General features: G+C 69.2%; 26 protein-coding genes and 2 pseudogenes. 16 read left to right on the top strand and 12 right to left on the bottom strand.

Annotated features, from left to right (window positions below):
- Positions 1 to 292 precede the first annotated feature (292 nt).
- Complete coding sequence (locus ASJ79_RS27925) at positions 293 to 1579, top strand: amidohydrolase family protein (RefSeq protein WP_067962332.1); 1287 nt, start codon at positions 293 to 295, stop codon at positions 1577 to 1579.
- Between the two features lie 5 nt (positions 1580 to 1584).
- The gene (locus ASJ79_RS27920) at positions 1585 to 2364 is read left to right on the top strand and encodes an SDR family NAD(P)-dependent oxidoreductase (protein ID WP_067962341.1); all 780 of its coding nucleotides are present in this window, start codon (positions 1585 to 1587) and stop codon (positions 2362 to 2364) included.
- Here ASJ79_RS27920 and ASJ79_RS27915 read toward each other — a convergent pair.
- Positions 2330 to 3514, bottom strand: coding sequence for a GGDEF domain-containing protein (locus tag ASJ79_RS27915; RefSeq protein WP_231751070.1), 1185 nt, complete (start codon positions 3512 to 3514; stop codon positions 2330 to 2332). The genes ASJ79_RS27920 and ASJ79_RS27915 overlap by 35 nt on opposite strands.
- Entirely contained in the window at positions 3397 to 3855 is a 459-nt protein-coding gene (locus ASJ79_RS34570) for a hypothetical protein (RefSeq protein WP_231751069.1), read from the bottom strand. Before ASJ79_RS34570 ends, ASJ79_RS27915 begins: the two co-directional genes overlap by 118 nt.
- 66 nt (positions 3856 to 3921) lie before the next feature.
- On the opposite strand from ASJ79_RS34570, the gene ASJ79_RS27910 reads away from it, so the two are divergent.
- Genes ASJ79_RS27910 through ASJ79_RS27885 form a run of 6 tightly spaced genes read left to right on the top strand, consistent with a single transcriptional unit; the run spans position 3922 to position 8757 of the window.
- A complete protein-coding gene (locus tag ASJ79_RS27910; RefSeq protein WP_067962328.1) occupies positions 3922 to 4956 on the top strand; it encodes a GTP-binding protein in 1035 nt (344 codons plus the stop codon).
- An 18-nt stretch (positions 4957 to 4974) separates the two neighbouring features.
- Positions 4975 to 5361 (top strand): DUF2237 family protein, encoded by a 387-nt coding sequence (locus ASJ79_RS27905; RefSeq protein WP_067962326.1) that lies wholly within the window; start codon positions 4975 to 4977, stop codon positions 5359 to 5361.
- 36 nt (positions 5362 to 5397) lie between these two features.
- A complete protein-coding gene (locus ASJ79_RS27900; RefSeq protein WP_067962322.1) occupies positions 5398 to 5934 on the top strand; it encodes a DUF4333 domain-containing protein in 537 nt (178 codons plus the stop codon).
- Between the two features lie 30 nt (positions 5935 to 5964).
- Entirely contained in the window at positions 5965 to 6615 is a 651-nt protein-coding gene (locus ASJ79_RS27895; protein WP_067962321.1) for an MOSC domain-containing protein, read from the top strand.
- A 38-nt stretch (positions 6616 to 6653) separates the two neighbouring features.
- A complete protein-coding gene (locus ASJ79_RS27890) occupies positions 6654 to 7847 on the top strand; it encodes a mechanosensitive ion channel family protein (RefSeq protein ID WP_067962339.1) in 1194 nt (397 codons plus the stop codon).
- Entirely contained in the window at positions 7837 to 8757 is a 921-nt protein-coding gene (locus ASJ79_RS27885) for a phosphotransferase (protein WP_067962319.1), read from the top strand. Before ASJ79_RS27890 ends, ASJ79_RS27885 begins: the two co-directional genes overlap by 11 nt.
- On the opposite strand, the gene ASJ79_RS27880 is transcribed toward ASJ79_RS27885, so the two are convergent.
- The 5 genes from ASJ79_RS27880 to ASJ79_RS27860 all read right to left on the bottom strand — a co-directional run bounded on the left by ASJ79_RS27880 (position 8685) and on the right by ASJ79_RS27860 (position 12939).
- Complete coding sequence (locus ASJ79_RS27880; protein ID WP_231751068.1) at positions 8685 to 9329, bottom strand: DUF4396 domain-containing protein; 645 nt, start codon at positions 9327 to 9329, stop codon at positions 8685 to 8687. The two genes, ASJ79_RS27885 and ASJ79_RS27880, sit on opposite strands and share 73 nt — an antisense overlap.
- Positions 9330 to 9355: 26 nt before the next feature.
- The gene (locus ASJ79_RS27875; RefSeq protein WP_067962315.1) at positions 9356 to 9709 is read right to left on the bottom strand and encodes a hypothetical protein; all 354 of its coding nucleotides are present in this window, start codon (positions 9707 to 9709) and stop codon (positions 9356 to 9358) included.
- Between the two features lie 186 nt (positions 9710 to 9895).
- Positions 9896 to 10612 (bottom strand): CoA pyrophosphatase, encoded by a 717-nt coding sequence (locus ASJ79_RS27870; protein WP_067962311.1) that lies wholly within the window; start codon positions 10610 to 10612, stop codon positions 9896 to 9898.
- A 36-nt stretch (positions 10613 to 10648) separates the two neighbouring features.
- Positions 10649 to 11887 carry a KasA/KasB family beta-ketoacyl-ACP synthase gene (locus tag ASJ79_RS27865; protein ID WP_067962307.1) on the bottom strand — a complete coding sequence of 413 codons (1239 nt, stop codon included), beginning with the start codon at positions 11885 to 11887 and terminating at the stop codon, positions 10649 to 10651.
- A 62-nt stretch (positions 11888 to 11949) separates the two neighbouring features.
- Positions 11950 to 12939 (bottom strand): hypothetical protein, encoded by a 990-nt coding sequence (locus ASJ79_RS27860; protein ID WP_067962304.1) that lies wholly within the window; start codon positions 12937 to 12939, stop codon positions 11950 to 11952.
- Between the two features lie 235 nt (positions 12940 to 13174).
- Between ASJ79_RS27860 and ASJ79_RS27855 the strand changes: the two genes are divergently transcribed.
- Positions 13175 to 14185 carry an iron-containing redox enzyme family protein gene (locus ASJ79_RS27855; RefSeq protein WP_067962337.1) on the top strand — a complete coding sequence of 337 codons (1011 nt, stop codon included), beginning with the start codon at positions 13175 to 13177 and terminating at the stop codon, positions 14183 to 14185.
- On the opposite strand, the gene ASJ79_RS27850 is transcribed toward ASJ79_RS27855, so the two are convergent.
- The gene (locus ASJ79_RS27850) at positions 14162 to 14389 is read right to left on the bottom strand and encodes a CDGSH iron-sulfur domain-containing protein (RefSeq protein ID WP_067962300.1); all 228 of its coding nucleotides are present in this window, start codon (positions 14387 to 14389) and stop codon (positions 14162 to 14164) included. The two genes, ASJ79_RS27855 and ASJ79_RS27850, sit on opposite strands and share 24 nt — an antisense overlap.
- Positions 14386 to 15077, bottom strand: a pseudogene (locus ASJ79_RS27845) (HemK2/MTQ2 family protein methyltransferase). Before ASJ79_RS27845 ends, ASJ79_RS27850 begins: the two are co-directional and overlap by 4 nt.
- A gap of 68 nt (positions 15078 to 15145) precedes the next feature.
- On the opposite strand from ASJ79_RS27845, the gene ASJ79_RS27840 reads away from it, so the two are divergent.
- A complete protein-coding gene (locus ASJ79_RS27840) occupies positions 15146 to 15400 on the top strand; it encodes a hypothetical protein (protein WP_067962298.1) in 255 nt (84 codons plus the stop codon).
- A gap of 3 nt (positions 15401 to 15403) precedes the next feature.
- Here ASJ79_RS27840 and ASJ79_RS27835 read toward each other — a convergent pair whose 3' ends face one another.
- Positions 15404 to 16099, bottom strand: coding sequence for a cutinase family protein (locus tag ASJ79_RS27835; RefSeq protein ID WP_067962297.1), 696 nt, complete (start codon positions 16097 to 16099; stop codon positions 15404 to 15406).
- 41 nt (positions 16100 to 16140) lie between these two features.
- Positions 16141 to 16419: a hypothetical protein gene (locus tag ASJ79_RS27830; RefSeq protein ID WP_067962296.1), complete on the bottom strand. Its 279-nt coding sequence runs from the start codon at positions 16417 to 16419 to the stop codon at positions 16141 to 16143.
- Positions 16420 to 16504: 85 nt separating this feature from the next.
- On the opposite strand from ASJ79_RS27830, the gene ASJ79_RS27825 reads away from it, so the two are divergent.
- The 5 genes and pseudogenes from ASJ79_RS27825 to rraA all read left to right on the top strand — a co-directional run bounded on the left by ASJ79_RS27825 (position 16505) and on the right by rraA (position 18696).
- Positions 16505 to 17062 (top strand): type 1 glutamine amidotransferase domain-containing protein, encoded by a 558-nt coding sequence (locus ASJ79_RS27825; RefSeq protein WP_067962294.1) that lies wholly within the window; start codon positions 16505 to 16507, stop codon positions 17060 to 17062.
- Positions 17063 to 17148: 86 nt separating this feature from the next.
- Positions 17149 to 17286 carry a hypothetical protein gene (locus tag ASJ79_RS32895; protein ID WP_156448677.1) on the top strand — a complete coding sequence of 46 codons (138 nt, stop codon included), beginning with the start codon at positions 17149 to 17151 and terminating at the stop codon, positions 17284 to 17286.
- Positions 17262 to 17633 (top strand): annotated as a pseudogene (locus ASJ79_RS27820) (CopD family protein); the annotation flags it as partial. The gene ASJ79_RS32895 and the pseudogene ASJ79_RS27820, both read left to right, overlap by 25 nt.
- A gap of 41 nt (positions 17634 to 17674) precedes the next feature.
- Complete coding sequence (locus tag ASJ79_RS34895) at positions 17675 to 18109, top strand: hypothetical protein (RefSeq protein ID WP_067962293.1); 435 nt, start codon at positions 17675 to 17677, stop codon at positions 18107 to 18109.
- A 104-nt stretch (positions 18110 to 18213) separates the two neighbouring features.
- Positions 18214 to 18696: a ribonuclease E activity regulator RraA gene (gene rraA / locus ASJ79_RS27810; RefSeq protein ID WP_067962292.1), complete on the top strand. Its 483-nt coding sequence runs from the start codon at positions 18214 to 18216 to the stop codon at positions 18694 to 18696.
- On the opposite strand, the gene ASJ79_RS27805 is transcribed toward rraA, so the two are convergent.
- Entirely contained in the window at positions 18697 to 20172 is a 1476-nt protein-coding gene (locus tag ASJ79_RS27805; RefSeq protein ID WP_067962291.1) for an NAD(P)/FAD-dependent oxidoreductase, read from the bottom strand.
- Between the two features lie 76 nt (positions 20173 to 20248).
- On the opposite strand from ASJ79_RS27805, the gene ASJ79_RS27800 reads away from it, so the two are divergent.
- The gene (locus ASJ79_RS27800) at positions 20249 to 20890 is read left to right on the top strand and encodes a TetR/AcrR family transcriptional regulator (RefSeq protein WP_067962288.1); all 642 of its coding nucleotides are present in this window, start codon (positions 20249 to 20251) and stop codon (positions 20888 to 20890) included.
- The last annotated feature ends 152 nt before the right edge of the window (positions 20891 to 21042 follow it).

The following is a 21042-nucleotide window of genomic DNA, read 5'->3' as shown; positions in this document are numbered from 1 at the left end:
CATCGCGCCCCCCCCCCTTCCTCCCCCCTTCCCCTCCCCCACGCGCTCCCACTCCCCCGGTTGCCACCGGGGCCCCCCCCGCCCCGGGGGGCCCCCCCGCCTCGCCCCCCGGTGGCCCGCCCGCCCCCGCCGGTCCCGGTGGAGCCGCCGGCTGCATCCCGGGCATCGGTTGCGCCACCATTCCCGCCCCGTGACCTGACGGACAGCGGCACCCTGGAAGGGTCGGGCCCGGCGGGCCCGGCCCCTTCCGCCGTTCGGCTAACGTTGCCCGGGACACGAGGAGGTAGCCAGGGTGGCCGCAGCCGGCTCGGACGGACAACGTCTGCTGATCAAGAACGTCAGGATCTTCGACGGGCTCTCCGGCCGGGTCACCGACGGTCACGTGCTGATCGAGGGACGCACCGTCGCCGCGGTGGAGCCCTCCCCGGTCGCCGAGACCGACGGGACCACGGTGATCGACGGGGGCGGGCGCACCCTGATGCCCGGCATGAGCGACGCGCACGTCCATCTCGTCGGAATGGCCAACACCCTGCTCGATCTGGCGATGGGATCCCAGACCCAGCTGGCCGCCGCCGCCCTGGCCGGAGCCAGGGACACACTGCTGCGCGGGTTCACCACCGTGCGCGACATGGCCGGGGACACCGCGGGCATCAAGAAGGTCGTCGACGCGCGACCGGAGCTCGGCCCGCGGATCTATCCGAGCCAGGCCGCGATCTCACAGACCGGCGGCCACGGGGACTTCGGCTTCGTCTACGAGACACCGACGGCCCTCGGCGGCAAGGAATCCCGTGCCGAACAGATCGGTTTCATGCGGGTCGCCGACGGCGCCGACCGGATGCTCGCGGCGGTACGCGAGCAGCTGAAACTCGGGGCCTCGCAGATCAAGCTGATGGTCGGCGGCGGCGCCGCGTCGCTGTACGACCCGTTGTACACGGTGCAGTTCACCGGACCGGAACTGCGGGCCGCGGTGCAGGCCGCCGAGGACTACGGCACCTACGTGGCCACCCACGTGTACAACGTGACCGGGATCCGCCGTGCCGTCGAGGCCGGTGTGAAGTCGATCGAGCACGGTCACCTCGCCGACGAACCGACCGTCGCGATGCTCGCCGAGCGCGGCGTCTGGCTGTCCACCCAGCCCTTCGCCGAACACGACCACAGCTTCCTCAACCCGGACAGCGCCGAGAAGAACCGCGAGATCTGTGCGGGCACCGACCAGCTGTACACCTGGGCCACCAAGCACGGCGTGAAAGTGGCGTGGGGAACGGATTTGCTGTTCGAACCCTCCCGCGACGACCTCCAGAGCGCGATGGCGGTGCGGCTCGGCGACTACATGTCCAGCGTCGACGCGCTGAAGATGTTGACGTCGGGCAACGCCGAGCTGTTCCGGCTGGCCGGTGAGCGCGACCCGTACCGGGCTGCCCGACTCGGGGAGATCACCGTCGGCGCGTGGGCCGACGTGCTGCTCGTCGACGGCGATCCGACCACCGACCTCGGCCTGCTGGGCGACCCGGGCCGGAATCTCGCCGTGATCGTCAAGGACGGAGTGGTCGTCAAGAACCAGTTGCCTGCCCTACCGTGACGGGCGTGACACCGACGGTTCCGCCCACCCTGCTCGACGGTCGCGCCGTGATCGTCACCGGCGCGGCCCGCGGAGTGGGCAGGGGCATCGCCTCGGCGCTGCTGACCCGCGGCGCATCGGTCCTGGCCGTGGATTGCGACGAGCAGCTGCTCGCAGCCACGGTCGAAGCGCTCGCCGAGGGCGCCCGGCCGGTCCGCGCGCTGCCCGCCGACCTGCGCGATCCGACCAGTGCGCAGCGCATCGTCGCCGCGGCGGTGGATGCGTTCGGCACGGTGCACGGCCTGGTGAACAACGCGATCGCCACCAACGAACCCAAGCGCTTCCAGGACATCACCCGCGAGGACTACGACCTGGTCTTCGATGTGGGGCCGCGGGCCACCTTCGAGTTGATGCAGGCGGTGTACCCGATTCTGCTCGGCAACGGGGGCGGCAGCATCGTCAACCTGGGCTCCGGATCGGGCACCCTGGGGAAACCGAAGTTCGGCGCCTACGCCGGCGCGAAGGAGGCGATCCGCGGGATCTCGAAAGCCGCCGCGATGGAATGGGCCAGGGACGGAATCCGGGTCAACGTGGTGTGCCCGTTCGCCGAGTCGGACGGTATCCGGGCGTGGCGGGAGATGGCGCCCGAGGCCTACGAACGCAGCCTGCGCAGCGTCCCGATGGGCCGGCTCGGTGACGTCGGCACCGACATCGGTCCCGTGGTGTGCTTCCTGCTGAGCGACGAATCCCGCTACGTCACCGCACAGACGGTCATGGTCGACGGTGGCACTGCCGGCTTTCGTTGAGCCGGGACGCGCAGTACACCCCCAGAACGTGCACCAGTGGTGCGATCCGGATCAGGTCCTGATGCCCGTCGTGGGAGAAGAATTCGAGCAGATAGTTCTGGTGGCCGGCGAGCACTCCGACCCCGAGCACCGCGTCGTATCCGAGCCGGGCCAGCAGCGCCGTCTCGGCCGGATCGGAGCCGGCCATCCCGAGCGCCGCGACGAACGTCGTGCCCTCGGTGACGGCGCGCGCCGATGCCGGGAACTCGGCCAGGTCGTAGCACGACGGCCCGAGGTCGGTGATCACCGAGAGTCCGGATTCCTCGCGGCGCACGCAGTCAAGGCAGCGAACGGTGCGCAACGCGGTGCCGTCGGACGTGCACGCCGAGATCGCCCACGCAGCGACCCCGGTGACCTGCTGCACCTGCATCGCAAGCAACTCCAACGCGGACGTCAACGTCAAATCGGGCTGCTGCGTGAGCATTTCGACGACAATCTGGGGCAGCCGCTCGAGCGGGGGCCGCTCCTCGGTGACCCGGCGACCGGTCGCGGCCGGCACCGCCGCTGCCGCCTCCGCGGTGCTGTAGTGCGCAGGGCCCTGGCGTTTGGCCTCCATCAACGCGGTGTCGGCGGCCGCGAGAAGTGCGTCACCGTTGCGGATTTCGGGGCCGGCCGCGGCGGCTCCCCAGGACACGGTCACCGCGGACGTCACCGAGGTGCGGATGGCTGTCGTCGCATCCATGGCGAAGACCTGCGCCGCGGCCAGCGTGGCATCGGGCATCAGCACGCAGAACTCGTCACCGCCCAGCCGTGCCGCCACCGCCCCGTCGATCGTCGACGTCAACCGCTCGAGTTCCCGGGCCACGCCGCGCAGCAACCGGTCCCCGGCCGGGTGGCCCTCCTGGTCGTTGATCCGTTTGAAGCCGTCCAGGTCACACATCAGAGCGACGGGATACGAAGAATCCCAGTCGATTTCGCTCATGTGACGATCGATGGCGCGCCGGTTGGCGATACCGGTCAGCGGATCCTCGAACGCGTACTGCCACACCGTCGTCAACAACTCCGAGCGGCCGATCGCGACCGCGGTGTGCGCGGCGATCGCCTGCAGCAACTGGGCCTCGCCGTGGCCGAAGCGGCGGCCGCGGCGCCGGTCGCCCAGATCTCCCCCCACAGCGAGTCACCCACCATGACGGGAGCGGCGAGCTCGCCCTGCATGGCCGGCGTGGGATCACCGACCTGGATCAAGGTGCGCAACGCTTCCCGGTCGGGTTCCCGCCGACGGATCGACAGCGACGCCGCCCCCAGCGCCGCCATGGCCTGTTCGGCGATGACCTCCAGGACCTCGTCGAAATAGTTCGCCCGCGAGACCGCCTCGGAGATCCGCAACAACGCCTTCAGCGCAGGAAGATTCGCGGCCGCGTCAACGGTGCGTGTCGCCGCGTTGTCGCCGCTGTCTGTTCCATCCTGCACGGAATGCCCCCAATGCGCCGACGAATGCGGAGCGGATGTCATCGTACTCACTTCGCGGCGTTGTCGTGGCTGGTGAGCCGACGTCGGGCACCTGTAACCTGCGCACCTGTGCAGCCGATACCCGTCATCGCGTTGACCGGCTATCTCGGAGCGGGCAAGACGACACTTCTGAACCACGTGCTACGCAGCCCCGATGCGCGGATCGGCGTGGTCATCAACGACTTTGGCGAACTCAATGTCGATGCCGGTCTGGTCACCGGCCAGGTCGACGAACCGGCGTCGATCGCCGGCGGATGTATCTGCTGTCTGCCCGACGAGGGCGGTCTGGACGCGGCGCTGGCCCGTCTCGCCGATCCCCGGCTGCGTCTGGACGCGATCATCGTCGAGGCCAGCGGGCTGGCCGATCCGGTGGCCGTCTCGCGGATCATCCGGTTCAGCGGCGTCGACGGTGTCCGGCCGGGTGGCGTCGTCGACGTGATCGACGCGGCGACCCACTTCGACACCGTCGATCGCGACGCCGCTCCCCCGGCCCGCTACGCCGCCGCCAGCCTCGTCGTGGTCAACAAGCTCGACCGGATTCCCGAAACAGATCGCGGCGCCGCGCTCGAGCGCATCGAGCGGCGGGTCCGCGAGCTGAACCCGCACGCGTACCTGGTCGGCGTCACAGCCGGGCGCATCGATCCGGCGCTGCTCTACGACGTCGCCGCGGACACCGACCACGCCGGGCAGCTGACGTTCCGTGAGTTGTGGTCCGACACCGACCCGCACGACCACGACCACGACCACGACCACGACCACACCCACGCGGATTCGGTGACGGTGACCGGCCAGGGATGCGTGGATCCCGGCGCGGTCATCGACCTGCTCGAAGAACCGCCCGCGCGGGTGTACCGGTTGAAGGGCACGGTCGCGGTGCGCTACCGGGCCACCACCCGCCGCTACAGCGTCAACGTGGTGGGCCCGTCGGTGCACATCGCGGTCGCGCCGCCGAACGCGGTGGCCAACAGCCTGGTCGCGATCGGGATGAACCTCGACGTCGACGTGGTGCGGGAACGGATGCGCACGGCGCTGACCCCGGTGCCGGGTGCTGCGCCCGGGCCCGGCCTGCGGCGCCTGCAGCGGTACCGGCGGCTCAGCATCTGACTCGGCGATACTGAACCGATGGTGGATCGAAACGTGCTCGGCACTCCGCTGGACCCGTGCGGAACCGAACCCATGACCGGTTTCTACCGTGACGGGTGCTGCAGCACCGGCGACGAGGACCGGGGCCGGCACACGATCTGTGCGGTGGTGACGGCCGAGTTCCTCAACCATCAGCGCTCGATCGGCAACGACCTGTCGACGCCGATGCCGGCCTACCGGTTCCCCGGGTTGGTGCCCGGCGACCGCTGGTGCGTGACGGCGCTGAACTGGCTGCGGGCACACGAGGACGGGTTCGCCTGCCCGGTGGTGCTCGCCGCGACGCACGAGCGCACTCTCGAGTCGGTGCCACTGGAGGTGCTGCGGAAATACGCGGTCGACGTGCCCGACAATTTATCGGATTTGTGACCTTCCGCCGAACTCGGCTCCATATGATCTTCAGCCATGTCACCGACCGCCGTCGTCAAGGCCGCCCGTTCCGTTCTGGCCGCCTGCGGCGCCGCGCTGGTCGCGTCGGCGTGCCAGTTCTCGTTCGGCGGCGGGCTGGATTACGAGAAGCTCGAGAAGGCCATCACCGACGAACTCAACAGCAGCTACTCGTCGATAGACCAACAGGTCTCCAACGTGGAGTGCCCCGAGCAGTCGCCGGACCCCGGCACGGGTGACACCTTCGACTGCACCGCCGAGGTCGGCGGACAGACCGTCCGGGTCGCGTCCACCATCACCGACGACGACTACAACGTCGACTTCAGCACCAGAGACACCCTCTACGACTTGCAGGACACCGCAACGGCGTTGACCGACGACCTGTCGAATCAGCTGGGGTTCGCAGTCACCGTCGACTGCGGTGACGGACTCAAGGCCGTGGAGATCGGGACCACCTTCGACTGCGTCGCCGCCGACGGCCAGGGCGAGGAACGGACCGTGCGGATCACCGCGGCACCGGTCGGCGAGAACGACAGCTGGGAACTGCTGGAATAGCGCACCCGCAGCGCCTGGTTAGCTGTGCGTATGGCATCGGTTCTGACGGTCAATACGGCGACCTCCCCTCTCGACCTCGGATCGCGCAAGACCGGAATCGACAAGCGGCCCAGTGCCGAACCCCTGACCGTGCGTGCCCCGGGCCCCCGCAGAGGCGGGCTCGGCAGCGGGGTGGTCGGCGACTCGGTCTGCGACGGCAAGTACCACGGCGGGGACGACCAGGCGGTGTACGCCTACGCCCGGGAGGACCTGGACTTCTGGGCGCGCGAGCTGGATCGCGAGCTCGGCAACGGCGTGTTCGGCGAGAACATCACCACGTCCGGCATCGACCTCAGCGCCTGCCTGATCGGCGAACGCTGGGCGGTCGGTGACGACGGCCTGCTGCTGGAGGTCACCAGCCCGCGGACCCCGTGCCAGACGTTCGCGAAATGGCTCGGCATCCGGGGCTGGATGAAGACGTTCACCGCGGCGGGCCTGCCCGGGGCGTACTTCCGGGTCATCGAACCGGGCACCGTCCGCGCCGGAGACCCTGTCGAGGTGATCCACCGCCCCGACCACACCGTGACGATCGGCACCGTGTTCCGGGCGCTCATGGGCGAACGTGCGCTGCTGCCCGACCTTGCGGTCGCCGACGCGCTGCCCGACAAGATCAAGGCCAAGGTCGCCAAAGCGTTGCTGTGACGTTTCGTCCCGAAGCTGTTGTGGAACGCTGGGCGGTGATGGACGACGCGATCGAATTGACCTCAGCCACTCATCTCGCCGTCACCGCCGCGTGGATCGCAGGCGCCGTCGCGATGGCCTACGGGCTCGGTCTGGCCGTGTCCTGGCTGCTGCTGCGGCTCGGCCGGCGCAGCGCGGTAGTGGCGGACGTCGCTCACCTGACCCGCATGCCGCTGCGCGCGACCCTGATCGTCATCGCGGCCTCCGCCGCCGTCAGACGCACCACGGACGCGCAGGCGGGCTGGCGCGGTTGGCTCGACCACACCCTGGTGATCACGCTGATCGCGACCCTCACCTGGGTCGTGGTCAGCCTGATCCGGGTGGTCGAACGCCAGGTGATCACCCGTTTCGCCGGAGGCGACGAAGGACTGACCGACGCCGACCGGCATCGCCGAAAGATCAAGACCCAGGTGACCGTGCTGCGGCGGCTGGTCGTCGCGGTGGTGGTGGTGCTCGGCGCCGCGGCGGCGCTGATGACGTTCCCGTCCTTCAGCGACATCGGCAAGACGCTGTTCGCCTCGGCCGGTGTGTTGACCGTGGTCGCCGGCCTCGCCGCGCAGACCTCGCTCGGCTCGGTGTTCGCCGGTATCCAGATCGCGTTCTCCGACGCCATCCGCGTCGGCGACGTGGTGGTGCTGGAGGAGGAGTGGGGCCGCATCGAGGAGATCACGCTGACCTACGTCGTCGTGCATCTGTGGGACGAGCGGCGACTGGTGTTGCCGTGCACCTACTTCACCAGCACGCCGTTTCAGAACTGGACCCGCAACGCCACCGAACTGCTCGGCACCGCAGAGCTCGACGTCGACTTCACCGTCCCGTTCGACGCGATGCGCGCCGAACTGGACCGCATGCTGCGCGAGAACGACAAATGGGACGGCCGCGTCGGCGTGCTGCAGGTCACCGACGCGGTGGAGGGGCTGGTCCGGGTACGGATGCTGGTCAGCGCCTCCAACGCGGGCGCGCTGTTCGACCTGCGCTGCGACATCCGCGAAGGCATGGTCGCCTGGCTGCAACGCACGAATCCGGCCGCGCTGCCGCGTCAGCGGATCGAGCACCAGAGCGAGTCCGGCCCGGTGGTCCGGCCGGACGCGCAGCGCGGGCGCCCGCAGGCCGATTCCGGTCTGTTCAGCGGCAGCGCACAGGCCGAGCGCCGCGGCCGCGCGTTCGACCATGCGGGGATCAGTGACACCTGACGAGATCGCGGAGCGGACCCGGCGGGCGGTGGAGGCCGCGATCGGCGCGGGCCGTGATCTGGGGCTGACGGTCGAAGGCGGCACCGTCCTGCACGACGTGTTCTCCGTCGTCGTGCATCTGCAGCCGGAACCGGTGGTGGCCCGTATCCCGGTGGTCCTGACCGGCAGCACCCAACCCGAGCGGCAGACGGCACGCCAGCAGCGCGAGCTCGACGTCGTGGCATGGCTCGACCTTCAGGACGTTCCGGTGGTCAGGCCGTCGCCGCTGGTGCCCCGTGTCCCGGTGCGCCGCGACGGGTTCTCGATGACGTTCTGGGAACTGGCCGACCTCGCCGACGACCATGAGCCCTACCGCGGTGTCGAAATGTCCTACAGCGTCGAGCTGCACCGGGCGCTGGCCGGCTATCCCGGCGAGCTGCCGTTCCTGTCGCCGCTCAACGAGGGCCTGCCCGACATGCTCGCCGACCTGGAGACGGTCGATGTGTTGACCGCAGCCGAAATCGAGCGCGCCCATGCCGAATTCGACGCCTTACGGCGGGTTCTGGGCGACCGCGACGCGTTCGGGGCGGCGTTCCCGCATGTGCCGGTGCAGCCGCTGCAGGGAGATGCGCCGTCGCACAACGTGATCCGGACCAAGGCGGGCATCCGCTTCTCCGACTTCGAGGACATCACCTGTGGGCCCGTGGAATGGGATCTCGCGATGCTGCCCCCCGATGCCGTCGCCGAATACGACACCGCGGCACGGCGACTGAACCTGCGGCCCACCGACCCGGATGTGCGGCGGGTGATGGACAACGCCCGGCGGCTGCAGATCGTCGGATGTCTCACGCTGGTACCTCAACTGCCGGTACTCGCCGGCGGACTGGCGGAGACGATCGCCGAATGGCGTGCCGCAGAACCGTTCTCATGAGCGGGCGCAAGCTGATCAGCGATCGAGACCACCAGGCCGCCGAGCATGAACGAGATGATCGCGGCCACCAGCGCCGGCGTGCTCAGCGACGGGATGAACCGCCGCGCCCCGGTGACCGTGCCGCCCGCTCCGTGATGGTGGTGGGTCAACGCGTGCCCCTTGCCGCGCCCGAGCAGTACCCGGTTGACGGGGTAGGCGGCGAAGAAGGCCGCGGTCAGCGCGATCATCATGCCGCCCCAGAACACCGGGTTCACCAGGCCCGCGTCCATCGCTCCCGGGATGAGCGCCATCACCGCGTTGTCGGTGATCTCCATGGTGAGGATCGACAGGGTGTCCGCGGCGAGCACCAGGCTCAGCGCCGCGCCCACCGCCATGCCGGCCTTGAGCAGCGGCAGCGTGGACAGCGCGTAGCCGAAGAAGAAGGCCAGCGCCACGCTCAACGCGATGGTCACGACGTTGGTCAATCCGGCGGCCGTGCCGATCACCAGCCCCATGATCTCGCCGATCGCGCAACCGGTCAGGCAGTGCAGGGTCGCGCTGACCGCCATCGCGTTCGGGGTGCCGTGGTCCACGGTCGATGCTCGGGCGGAAGACCGGCTCAGGTCGGCAGGTCGTAGTCCATCGGCGGACCGTCGGGCCCAACGGCGCCCTGGTCGGCGATCGCAGTGGCCACCGCCACCCCGTCGTGGACGACGCCCAGCACCACCACATGGCTCTTCAGCGTCCCCGGCTCACCGATCCGGGCGGTGTCGGCGGTGATGCGGAACGTGGTGGTCTGCCCGTCCGGGGTGGTGGTCGTCAGCGAGTCCCGGGACGCGGCGATGACCTGGCCGACCCGGTGGATCTCCTGTGGGGCCTGCGCCGCCGCGGGGGGTTGCTGCTGCGCGGGTGCCTGCTGCGGCTGTGCCACCGCGGACGTCCACAGCCAGCCTGCGACTCCTGCGGCGCCCATCATCGACACCGTGGTGAGACGGTGTCCGAGGGGGGATCGCCGGCTCACGTGCCGGTGTCGTCCGCGCTGCTGGGTGGGTGTCATGTCGGTTACATCCGTGTCTGAGGAGTTCGCTGTCGAGAGGTGGTCTACCCCAACGGCACGTCCTGAAACGGGAATGCGAGACCCATGACGGTTTCCCGTCGCCTATCCCCAGGCGAACACCGGTTGCTCGAGCTCGTCGACGGGGTCGTGCCGTCCCTCCAGACACAGCCAGCGCAGCTGCAGCAGCACGGCGCCGGTGGGCGCGTGGATCAGGTCGTTGCCGAGCGGGATCTGCACGACCGGCCGTGGGCTCTCGGGGATGGTGATGAACCGGGGCGAATCCTCGCGCAGCAGCTGGTGCAGCCCGATGCGGTACACCGCGGCCACTTCGTCGGGTGCGGGGCGCGGATCGAGCCGGCCCCCGCCCCAGACCACCACCGGGGTGATGACGTAACCGGAACGGGTCGGATAGTCGTCGAGCAGTCCCAGCACCGTGGTCTCGTCCAGCCGGACGCCGAGCTCCTCGTCGAGCTCCCGCAACGCGGCGTCCACGACCGTCTCACCGGGGTCCAGCCGCCCACCCGGCAACGCCCACTGCGCTGCATGCGACGAAAGGCGGGAAGCCCTGCGGCACAGGAAGAACGCCGCGCCGCCGGACACGTTCACCATGTGGCCGTCGAGGTCCTCCGGCATCGGCCGGCCGGCGATCCAGTCCTCGACCGGCGCCGGATCCGTCCGGTCCTCGCCGGTCAGGGAATCGACGAGCACGACCGCGACGGCGGCGTGCCGTTTCGTCGGATCGGTCACCGTCCGGCGGACGTGCCCGGCCAACCGCTGCCGGACCTGGTCGCGCAGCCGTTCGTCGTAGGAGATCGTCACCGCTCGAGAGTAGTCAGGCACCCCGGCGGCGGCTGCTCAGGCGCTGCCGAAGAGCAACGCGACGTTGTGCCCGCCGAAGCCGAAGGTGCCGTTCACCGCGCACCTCAGCGGGCCCTGGCGCGGCGCCCCGGCGACGATGTCGAGATCGATCTCGGCATCGACGGTCTCCAGGTTCAACGTCGGTGGCACCACCGCGTCCCGCAACGCCTGCACGGTCAGCACCGCCTCCACCGCACCCGAAGCACCCATCGAATGTCCCAGTGCCGCTTTGGGCGCCCACACCGCGGGGTGGTGGCCGCCGAAGACCTTTCTGAGCGCGCGCGCTTCGGACAGGTCGCCGTCCCGGGTGCCGGCCGCGTGCGCGTTGACGTGGTCCACCTCGTCGGCCTGCACACCGCCGAGGTGCAACGCCCGGGCCAGCGCGGCCGCGGCGAGTTCCCCGTCGGGATCGGGTTCGATCGAATGGTGCGCGTCCGCGGTGACGCCGACCCCCAGCATCCGCGCCAGCACCGGTGCGTTCCTGGCGCGCGCGTGCTCCTCGGATTCGAGCAGCAGCAGCGCGCCGGCCTCGCCGAAGACCATGCCGTCGCGCGCCCGGTCGAACGGTTTGCACGCCGCTGCGGGATGGTCGTTGTCGTGGGCGAGCAGGCCCTGGTTGTGGAACGCGGCGATCGGCACTGCCTCGATCCTGGACTCCACACCGCCGCAGATCGCGATGTCGGCCTCCCCCAGCGTGATCAGCCGCCATGCCTCGGCCACCGCGGCGGCGCCGGACGCGTCGGCGGCCATCGGCGCGATCACACCCGCCTTGGCCTGGCGGTCCAGGCCCACCGCCGCCGCTGGCGCGTTGGGCATGTGCATCTGCACGGCCAGCGGTGAGACGGCGCGCATGCCGCGGGACCGGAAGTCGTCGTAGGCGGTGACCAGGTCGCGGGTGCTGCCGAACGCGTGGCTGACCGACACCAGCAGCCGCCGGGTGTCGACGTCCGGTGACCCGGCCTGTTCCCACAGCCGGCGGTTGAGCACCAGCGCCATCTTCTGCATGTACGACAACCTGCGGATCTCGACCCGGTTCAGCTGCGGGTCGAACTCCTCGGTCAGCGTCCCGCCGATCCGGACGGGAAGGTCGAACTCCGCGACGAAAGACGCGTCGATGGTGCGTATTCCGCTGTGACCGGCGAGCAACTGCGCCCATGTGGCCTCGGCGTCCGGCGCGAGGGCCGTGGTGGAGGCGACCGCGGTCACCACCACGGCAGGGCGTCCGTCTGTTTTCATATAACGGTTCGTAGCCTTCCTCGCACCGAATAGCAACGACTTCCGCCCCGCCGGCGGTGCGATCAGCTGATGCCGACCACTTCCTGTGCGATGGCGGCCAGGCGGGTCTGCGCGGCGGACACCACACGCTGGCGGTTCTTGTGCGCCTCCTCGTAGGCCACGATCGTCCTGATGTCGGACGGGTCGGTGAGGTCTTTGACCGCGGTGGCGGCGTCGTTGACGTTCAACTCGTCGTAGTCGGCGATCGGCAGTTCCTCCGGGTCGAGGACTCCGGTGGCACCGCGCGCGGCGTGGATCAGGTCGGCGGCGTCCTCGGCGCCCTGCTCGCGGGTGATCCGCTCGGCGGCCTGCAGCGCGGAATCCCGGGCACCCGAGAGCGCCTTCGCCGCGACGTCACCGGTGTGCGAGCCACGCTCGACCAGGTCGGCGACCGCGGGCCGCACCGAGCGGATGGCTTCGGCGACCCGCTCGGCACCCCGGGTCGACCAGGTGAACGGCAGGTTCGCCAGCTTCACGGCCAGTCCGGCCGCGGCCTGCATCGGGGTGCGCCGCAGCGCCGCCGGACCGCCCAGGGCGTCTTCGGCGAGGACGGTCGTCAACCATTCCACCGTCGCGGAGTGCGCGGTGATCAGACGGGTCGCCAACTGCTCGACGTCCGGCTCTTTGGCGGCCACGGCCAGTGCCTTGACGTACCGCGACCGGTCCAGCAGCTGGCCTTCGAGCGCGAGGTCGCCGAGCAGCGCCTCGTCGAACGGTTCGGCCTGTTCGGTGAGGGCCTTGACCGCCGCCGCGGCCCGGCCCAGGAACGGCCCGATGACGTCGGGGAAGCCGCCCAGTTCGCGGATCGACTTCTCGATCGCCGCGGCACGGAGCCGGGCGTTCTCGGCGTTCTGGGTCAGTTCGCGGCGGACCGCGTCGGTACGCGCCTGCGACACCCGGGTCTCGGCGACCTGGATCTCGGTGTGCGTCAGGTCGAGCACGGTGCGCAGCTGCGCGATCAGGGTGCTCTTGACGGATTCGGTGGACTCGACGGTCCGGGTCGGTGCAGCCATGTTCTCGTTAACCCCTTGTCTGAGATTCGGCGATCGGACAATTTCCAGCGCTTCAAGCGCGCTCGCCGCTCGGTTACCCGGGCACCAAGATCGTCATCGCGTTATGCGCACGATGTGAAAAACTCTTCATTACGTGTGTCGCGGGGCGCAGAACGGGTACAGGGATCCGCGCGCACCGGAGACACCGATCACCCCCGGTTTGGCCGCACCGCACGTGGGTAACTACGCCGACGTGATGCCGACGCTGGTGCAACCCCGATTGCCTGAACCCCGTGGTCCGATCTCGATGTCAGTGATCGAGCAGCTGGCCGAACGGGCCCCGCTGCGCTACCTGACCAGAGTCGAGACCTCGCTCGCCGATGCCGACCCGGCGGGACTGGATCTGCAGCTGGCGCTGTACGTCTGTTACGAGCTGCACTACCGCGGGTTCGCCGGCGTCGATGCCGGCTGGGAATGGAACGCCGGACTGCTGTATCTGCGCGGCCGTCTCGAAGAGCTGTTCCTCGAGGATGTGCGTAAGGGTGTCGGCGAGATCGGGCCCGACTCCTCGGCACTCGAGGAACTCGACAAGCTCTGCGTCGAACCGGTGAACGGCAGCGGCCCGTCCTATTACCTGCGCGATCAGGGCACGTGGGAGCAGATGCGCGAGTACTTCGCGCACCGCTCGTTGTACCACCTCAAAGAGGGCGACCCCCATGCGTGGGCGATCCCGCGGTTGACGGGTCAGGCCAAGGCGTCGTTCGTCGCGGTCGAATTCGACGAGTTCGGCGCCGGCAAGGGTGCGCGTCTGCACCAGCAGTTGTTCGCCGATCTGATGGCCGCCGCCGGTCTGGACACCGCTTACCTGGGCTATCTCGACGACGTGCCGGCCCAGACGCTGGCCGTGGTGAACCTGATGTCGATGTTCGGTCTGCACCGGCGGCTACGGGGTTGCGCGGTCGGGCATTTCGCGGCCACGGAGGTGACGTCTCCGCCCGGGTCACGGCGCATGGTGCAGGCCTTGAAGCGTCTCGGTGCGCCCCAGGAATGCTCGGCGTTCTATGCCGAGCACGTGGAAGCCGACGCGGTCCACGAGCAGGTGGTGCGCACCGACGTCGTCGGCGATCTCGTCGCGCGGGAACCTGAACTCGACCGGGACGTGGTGTTCGGCATCCGCGCCTTCGACCTGGTCGAGAACCGGTTGGCCGATCACCTCATGCAGTGCTGGCAGGCAGGACGCTCGTCACTGCGCCGTCCCCTGGACTGATTCCGGCGACGAGTCACCGGCGCGCGCCCGGCGCCGGTGACTGGTGTCGCACAACGGGTAGGTCTTCGATTTGCGGCATGCGCAGATCGCCACCATGAAACGGTCCGACTCCACCGTGCTCCCGTCGGGAAGCTCGATACACACCGGTCCTTCCACCATCACCGGTCCGCCCGGAACCACGCGGACCACCCGCATGTCGGTCACGGGGCGTCCGCGCGGATCACGACGATCCGCTCGAGGCGGCTGCCGTGGGCCAGCAGGCCGGCCCGCATCAGCCACGGTGCACGGGCCGTCATCACCGGGCCGAACGGGATGAGTTGCTGGGCAACGACTTCTGCCCGCATCCCCTGTGCGCGCAGGTCACTCAGGGTGCGTTTCACGTTCGCGCATTCGGAGTGCACGATCAGCATCGTGCCGCCCTCGTTCAGCAGCAGGGGCGCGGCCGCGCACATCGGGTCGAGCACCATCCGGCCGTCGGGACCGGCGTCCCAGGCCCGCGACGGTCCGGCCACGGCGGGAATCGTCTCCCCCTCGACGCCGGGCGCTTTGGGCACGTACGGCGGATTGGCGAGCACCACGTCGTAGGGGCCGAATTCCACAGCGCGCGCCCACGATCCGCGGTGGACGTCGACGTGCACGCCGGCGGCGAGCGCGTCCAGGCGGGCACGCTGCACCGCCTTCGGGCAGATGTCGAAGGCGGTCACGTCGGCGGCGCCGGCCGCAGCAGCGGCGACGGCGACGACACCGCTGCCGGTGCACAGGTCGGCCACCCGGGCTCCCGGCAGCACGCCTGCCGCTGTCGCCGCTTCGATCAGCAGCTGGGAATCCTCTTGCGGGGGTAGACCTCGACCGCGACTTCCGGGGCGTCGAATTCGGTATATGCGCTCGTCACGGATCTTTGATGCCCAATTCCCGGAGCCCCAAACGTTTGTCCTGACAGGCGGTGGGAACCCGAAGACGATGAGCATCTGCGACACATGCGGCAACGACTACGACAAAGCCTTCACCGTGACGTTCCACGACGGACGGAGCGCCACCTTCGACAGCGTCGAGTGCGCCTCGGCGCAGCTGGCTCCGGAGTGCCGACACTGCGGCTGCCGGATTCTCGGGCACGGTATCGAGACCGACGAGGGCATCTTCTGCTGCGCGCACTGTGCGCGCAAGGACACCAACGCCGACGTCAACGACCGTTACCCGGTACCTGCGGGCGGGTGAGGCTCAGAGCCGCCCGGCAGCGAACGCCGCGCCTTCGCCGGTCATCCCGTTCACCGCGTACAGCGCGTGCGCGAAGTTCGGGCCGCCGTTCGGCGCGCCGTCACAGATGCTGTCGCCGGGGGCGCACAGCTCGATCGTCTTACCGGCATAGAGCGGCCCGATGGTGATCGCGGGCGCGCCGTACCTGTCCAGGAACACGCCCGACGGAGTCCCGAAAAGCACGACGGCAGCGACGTGTTCGGCCACCTGCGGCGGCAGCGGGGCCGGCGCCACCGCGGCCGGCACCGAGCTGGGCACCCGGTCCGAGGTCGCGAAACCCGACACCACCGCACCTTGGGAGAACCCGCCGAGCACCAGGCGGGTGCCGGGGCAGTTGACCGACATGGTCTGCAGGCGGTTGCCCGCATCCCGGACACCGTCGATGACCGTCAACGGGAATGCGATGCGATCGTCGAAGTTGTTGCCCGCGGGGTAGTTCACCGCGTACACCCCGATCGTGCGGGGACCGGCCTGGGCGCGCAGCGCGTCGACGAACGCCTGCCCCACGCCGCCGACACCCGGTGGCTCACCGGTGCCGCGCGCGAACACCACCTCGACGTCCGGGCACGCCTGGGCCGAGGCGCCCGGCGCCCCCGTGATCGTGCCGAGCACGCCCAACACGAACGCACCGGCCGCACCCGCCATCCGACTGATTCTCATGGGGTCTCCAGTACCACGGGTTTCCCCTGGTCAAACCGGCGTCATTGACCTTCATGCGGCGTCGGGCTCTGCGGTGACTCCCACTTGGACTCCAGTGTCCGGGTCACGACGGTGTCGCCCGGCAACTCCACGTCGAACGTCTGACCGTCGTCGGCCTCCAGGGTCATCAGGATCGCCCCGTCGGACGACGCCCCCTCCGGGTCGATGTGGACGACCTTGTACTGCCGGTCCGCGGCGTCGGGCGCATCCGGCAGGGGCAACGAGATGAGGTCTCCTGGTGCGACCGAATCGAGGCGGTCGCTGTCGGGCTGGGCAGTCATGGATCCGACGGTACGCGGACCGCGGCCTGGGTTCGATCACGTGCCAGCGGGTAATGCTGCGTGCGAAACGAGAGGAGAGAATGACATGCCGAACGAACTGGACGGCCGGAAGGTCGCGTTCCTGGCCGCCGACGGAGTCGAGAAGGTGGAGTTAGACCAGCCCCGCGCCGCGGTCCTCGATGCCGGCGGCGCGGTCGATCTGCTGTCGGTCAAGGACGGCGAGATCGACGCCCGCAACCACGATCTGGAGCCCGCGGGCACGTTCCCGGTGGACCGGGTCGTCGACGACGCGCGGGTGGACGACTACGACGCGCTGGTGCTGCCCGGCGGCACCGTCAACGGGGACAAGCTGCGTCTCAGCGAGACCGCGGTCGCGTTCGTCCGCGACTTCGTCCGGTCGGGCAAACCGGTCGCCGCGATCTGCCACGGCCCGTGGGCCCTCGTCGAGGCCGACGTGGTCAAAGACCGCACCGTGACGTCCTATCCGAGCCTGCGCACCGACCTGCGCAACGCCGGCGCCACCGTGGTGGACCAACAGGTGTGCATCGACGGCAACCTCATCACCAGCCGGTCCCCGAAGGACCTCGACGCGTTCTGCCAGGCGATCACCGACCGGTTCGCCAACACCCCCGCGCACACCTGACTGTTCACCTCCCGCAGGTATAACGGACCGCAAACGGGGCATTAACGAACGGTCAACACCCGGTGTCCGGGATGCGAGGAGTGCCGATGAACCCGATATCCACGGCCTTTCGGGGCCTCACCAAGGTGGCGGACGCGACCACCGCGGCTGCGGGCGCCGTCGGCGGCGCTGCGGTCAGCGGGGTGGTCGGCGGTGTGCAGGGACGTTGGCGGCGCTCGTACTGACCGTCGAGCACCGCGGACAGTGGGCGCGCGTGCTGCCCCGGTTCTCCCGGTTGTCCCTGATCTGTGTGGCCGCCCTGCTGGCCGGCGGCATCGCCGCCGGTGTGGCGGTGCTGGGTGCGCCTGCGGACCTGTACACCACGGGTTACGGCCGGGTGCTGTCGGCCAAGATCGGGCTGACGGTACTGCTCATCGTGCTGGCCTGGCGCAACCGTGAGCTGTGGCTGCCCGCCGCCCGGACACACCGCAGCACGGCCGCGGTGTCGCGCACCCGGGCGTACACCGAACTGGCGTTGATGGCGGTGACGCTGGCGGCCGCGGCGACGTTGTCGGTGACCGGCCTGGCATGATGGGAACACTGCCGGGTGCAGACACTCTCGAAGGAGCATAGATGGCAGAGCAGCCGGATCGGCCGGACGAAAGCCCCGACGCCGCAACTCCTGCGGTGCCCCCGCCGGCTCCGCCGGTGAAGAAGGCCGCCGCCAAGAAGGCCGCTCCCGCGAAGAAGGCCGCCCCGGCGAAGAAGGCGCCCGCCAAGAAAGCGCCGGCGAAGAAGGCCGCCGCGAAGAAGACCGCACCCGCGAAGAAGGCGCCGCCGGCCAAGAAAGCCCCACCGGTGAAGGCCGATCTGGCGGCAGCGGCCGAAGAGACTGCAGCCCAAGCGAAGTCGACCGTCGCGACCGCGAGCACCGCGATCTCGGCCCCGGTACCCGTGCCTCCCGACAGCCAGGAGTCGTCGCGTCTGCCCATCGCCGCGGCGCTGGTCACCGGGATCCTGGCCATCGTCGTCGTGCTGCTGGCCGCGCGCCGCAACAGCGGGAGCTGAGCGAAACGTCTTGACCCTCACGTGGCGTGAGGGTCGATTGCCGCCGGAGACCTTCGGCACCACCGTGTTTCACGGGCGGGAGCCCGGCTGAGATACTCGAGCCCGTGACTGTGACACCGCGCCCGACCGCCGACCTGGTCGATGACATCGGCCCCGACGTCCGCAGCTGCGATCTGCAGCTCCGCCAGTACGGCGGCCGCGCGGAGTTCGCCGGACCGATCACCACGGTGCGCTGTTTCGAGGACAACGCGCTGCTCAAGTCCGTGCTGTCCGAACCCGGCGACGGCGGCGTGCTGGTCGTCGACGGGGACGGCTCCGTGCACACGGCGCTGGTCGGGGATCTGATCGCCGAGCTGGGCCGGTCCAACGGGTGGTCCGGGTTGATCGTCAACGGCGCCGTCCGTGACGCGGCGACGCTGCGCACACTCGACATCGGCATCAAGGCGTTGGGCACCAACCCGCGCAAGAGCACCAAGACCGGGGAAGGCGTGCGCGACGAAGCCGTCGAATTCGGCGGCGTGGTGTTCACGCCCGGCGACATCGCCTACAGCGATGACGACGGAATCGTCGTCATCGCCGCCGGCTGATCACGCCGAGGCCGTCACCGGCGCCGGATGCCGGGAGAACGCGAGCGCCTCGTCGTCGACCTTGCCGCGGCGGATCAACTGCAGATCGAGCAGGTAGTTCTGCTTGAGACGCCACGGCGACCGTGAGCCGGCCTTCGGCAGGTAGTCCAGTGCGCGCAGCACGTATCCCGGGGTGAAGTCCATCAGCGGTCGCTCGTCGACGCTGTTGCCGGGATGACTGGGCTCGACCCGGTCGTAGGAGTGCTCGTCCATGTAATTGATGACGCGGCAGAAGAACTCCGAGACCAGATCGGCCTTGAGTGTCCACGACGCGTTGGTGTAGCCGATCGTGAAGGCCAGGTTCGGCATGTTGGTCAGCAGCATGCCCTTGTAGGCCATCGTGTCGTTGAGCTCGATGGGCTCACCGTTGCGGGAGATCGTGGCGCCGCCGAACAGCTGCAGGTTCAATCCGGTTGCGGTGACGATGATGTCGGCGTCGATGTGCTGGCCGGAGGTCAGCTGGATACCGGTCTTGGTGAACCGTTCGATGGTGTCGGTGACGACGTCGGCCTTCCCGGACCGGATCGTCTTGAACAGATCACCGTTGGGCGCCAGGCACAGCCGCTCGTCCCACGGGTTGTAGCTGGGTCCGAAATGCCTGGCGACGTCGTAGCCTTCGGGGAGCCGCCGCTGCGCCATCGTCATCAGCGTCTTGCGCATGAAATTCGGGAAGCGGCGGGCGATCTGGTACTGCGCCGACTGGAACAGGATGCTCTTCCACCGGTTCACGACGTACGCCGGCTTGGTGGGCAGCGTCTTGTTCATCCGGACGGTGAACGGATCGACGTCGGGCAGCGATCCGATGTAGGTCGGCGAGCGCTGGAGCATCGTCACGTGGCCCGCGCCGGTGTTGGCGAGTGCGGGGATCAACGTGACGGCGGTGGCGCCACTGCCGATGACGACGACCTTCTTGCCCGTGTAGTCGAGCTCCTCGGGCCAGTGCTGCGGGTGGATGATCGTGCCCTCGAAGTCGTCGGAGCCGGCGAACTCGGGCGAGTATCCCTGGTCGTAGTTGTAGTAGCCGCTGCAGGCCATCAGGTAGCGCGACGAGATCTCGACTTCCTCGCCCCCGCGGTCGATGCGCACCGTCCACCGGTTGTCCGCGTCGCTCCAGTCGGCGGACTTGACGTGGTGTCCGTAGCGGATGTGCTTGTCGATGCCGAACTCGGCGACGGTCTCCTTGAGGTAGGCCATGATCGACGGTCCGTCGGCGATCGCCTTCTCGGAGGTCCACGGCTTGAACCGGAAGCCGAGTGTGAACATGTCGGAGTCCGACCGGATGCCGGGGTACTTGAACAGGTCCCAGGTGCCGCCGAGGTTGTCCCGGCGTTCCAGGATCACGTAGCTCTTGCCCGGGCACCGGTCCTGCAGGTGCCAGGCGGCGCTGATGCCGGAGATACCGGCTCCGACGATGACGACGTCGACAAATTCGGTCATGACGTAAAGCTATCAACGCCGTGTTGAAGTAGTCAACACCCTGTCGAGAAAATCGACACGGTGTAAAGTCGAGGCCGTGACAGCCACCAGCCAGGCCCGCCCCGCCCGCGGCCGACGCGCCGCCCGACCCTCCGGCGACGATCGGGAACTGGCCATCCTCGAGACCGCCGAGCGCCTCCTGGAGACCCGGTCCCTGGCCGAGATCTCGGTCGACGACCTGGCCAAGGGTGCCGGCATCTCCCGGCCGACGTTCTATTTCTATTTCCCGTCCAAGGACGCGGTGCTGCTCACGCTGCTGGAGCGGGTGATCGCCGAGGCCGACGCAGCCCTGGCGCAGTTGATCGCCGACCGGCCCGCCGACCGTCGCGCCATCTGGCGCCGGGGCATCAACGTGTTCGTCGAGACGTTCGGCGCCCACCGCGCGGTGTGCGCCGCCACGGTCGGGGTCAAGAACACCAACTCCGAGGCCCGGACGCTGTGGGCCACCTCGATGCAGCGCTGGATCGACCACATCGCCGCGGTGATCGAGGCCGAACGCGCCGACGGAGCGGCGCCGGTGACGGTGCCCGCCGTCGAGCTGTCGACCGCCTTGAACCTGATGAACGAGTCGGTGATGACGGCGGCCTTCGCCGGGCATCAACCGTCGATCCCCGATCACCGTGTGCTCGACAATCTCGTGCACATCTGGACCACCAGCATCTACGGCGAGAGCGCCTGATCTGTCGGCCCGGGATGCGAACATATGTGCGGCTCCTCAGGTTCTTGTGGGTAGCTGAGGGTGCAGTCCGCCGAGGCAGAGATAGATCATTGAGGTCAGTGTTCGGGCTGAGTGGTGGCCGTAGCCGCGGGCGTTGATGAGGCGGATTTTGG

Source organism: Mycobacterium sp. NAZ190054, assembly GCF_001545925.1.
Lineage (GTDB): Bacteria > Actinomycetota > Actinomycetes > Mycobacteriales > Mycobacteriaceae > Mycobacterium.
Note: the sequence above shows the minus strand (reverse complement) of the source record. Positions and strands in the feature narration are given on the sequence as shown.

Bases quoted from the DNA above. Each gene is read 5' to 3' on its own strand.
- ASJ79_RS27805 (WP_067962291.1), bottom strand. From the start codon at position 20,172: ATGACCGAATTTGTCGACGTCGTCATCGTCGGAGCCGGTATCTCCGGC.
- ASJ79_RS27905 (WP_067962326.1), top strand. From the start codon at position 4,975: ATGGTGGATCGAAACGTGCTCGGCACTCCGCTGGACCCGTGCGGAACC.
- ASJ79_RS34570 (WP_231751069.1), bottom strand. From the start codon at position 3,855: ATGACATCCGCTCCGCATTCGTCGGCGCATTGGGGGCATTCCGTGCAG.
- ASJ79_RS27890 (WP_067962339.1), top strand. From the start codon at position 6,654: ATGGACGACGCGATCGAATTGACCTCAGCCACTCATCTCGCCGTCACC.
- ASJ79_RS27825 (WP_067962294.1), top strand. From the start codon at position 16,505: ATGCCGAACGAACTGGACGGCCGGAAGGTCGCGTTCCTGGCCGCCGAC.
- ASJ79_RS32895 (WP_156448677.1), top strand. From the start codon at position 17,149: ATGAACCCGATATCCACGGCCTTTCGGGGCCTCACCAAGGTGGCGGAC.
- ASJ79_RS27865 (WP_067962307.1), bottom strand. From the start codon at position 11,887: ATGAAAACAGACGGACGCCCTGCCGTGGTGGTGACCGCGGTCGCCTCC.
- ASJ79_RS27900 (WP_067962322.1), top strand. From the start codon at position 5,398: ATGTCACCGACCGCCGTCGTCAAGGCCGCCCGTTCCGTTCTGGCCGCC.
- ASJ79_RS27855 (WP_067962337.1), top strand. From the start codon at position 13,175: ATGCCGACGCTGGTGCAACCCCGATTGCCTGAACCCCGTGGTCCGATC.
- ASJ79_RS27895 (WP_067962321.1), top strand. From the start codon at position 5,965: ATGGCATCGGTTCTGACGGTCAATACGGCGACCTCCCCTCTCGACCTC.
- ASJ79_RS27875 (WP_067962315.1), bottom strand. From the start codon at position 9,709: ATGGGCGCCGCAGGAGTCGCAGGCTGGCTGTGGACGTCCGCGGTGGCA.
- ASJ79_RS27860 (WP_067962304.1), bottom strand. From the start codon at position 12,939: ATGGCTGCACCGACCCGGACCGTCGAGTCCACCGAATCCGTCAAGAGC.
- ASJ79_RS34895 (WP_067962293.1), top strand. From the start codon at position 17,675: ATGGCAGAGCAGCCGGATCGGCCGGACGAAAGCCCCGACGCCGCAACT.
- ASJ79_RS27840 (WP_067962298.1), top strand. From the start codon at position 15,146: ATGAGCATCTGCGACACATGCGGCAACGACTACGACAAAGCCTTCACC.
- ASJ79_RS27835 (WP_067962297.1), bottom strand. From the start codon at position 16,099: ATGAGAATCAGTCGGATGGCGGGTGCGGCCGGTGCGTTCGTGTTGGGC.
- ASJ79_RS27830 (WP_067962296.1), bottom strand. From the start codon at position 16,419: ATGACTGCCCAGCCCGACAGCGACCGCCTCGATTCGGTCGCACCAGGA.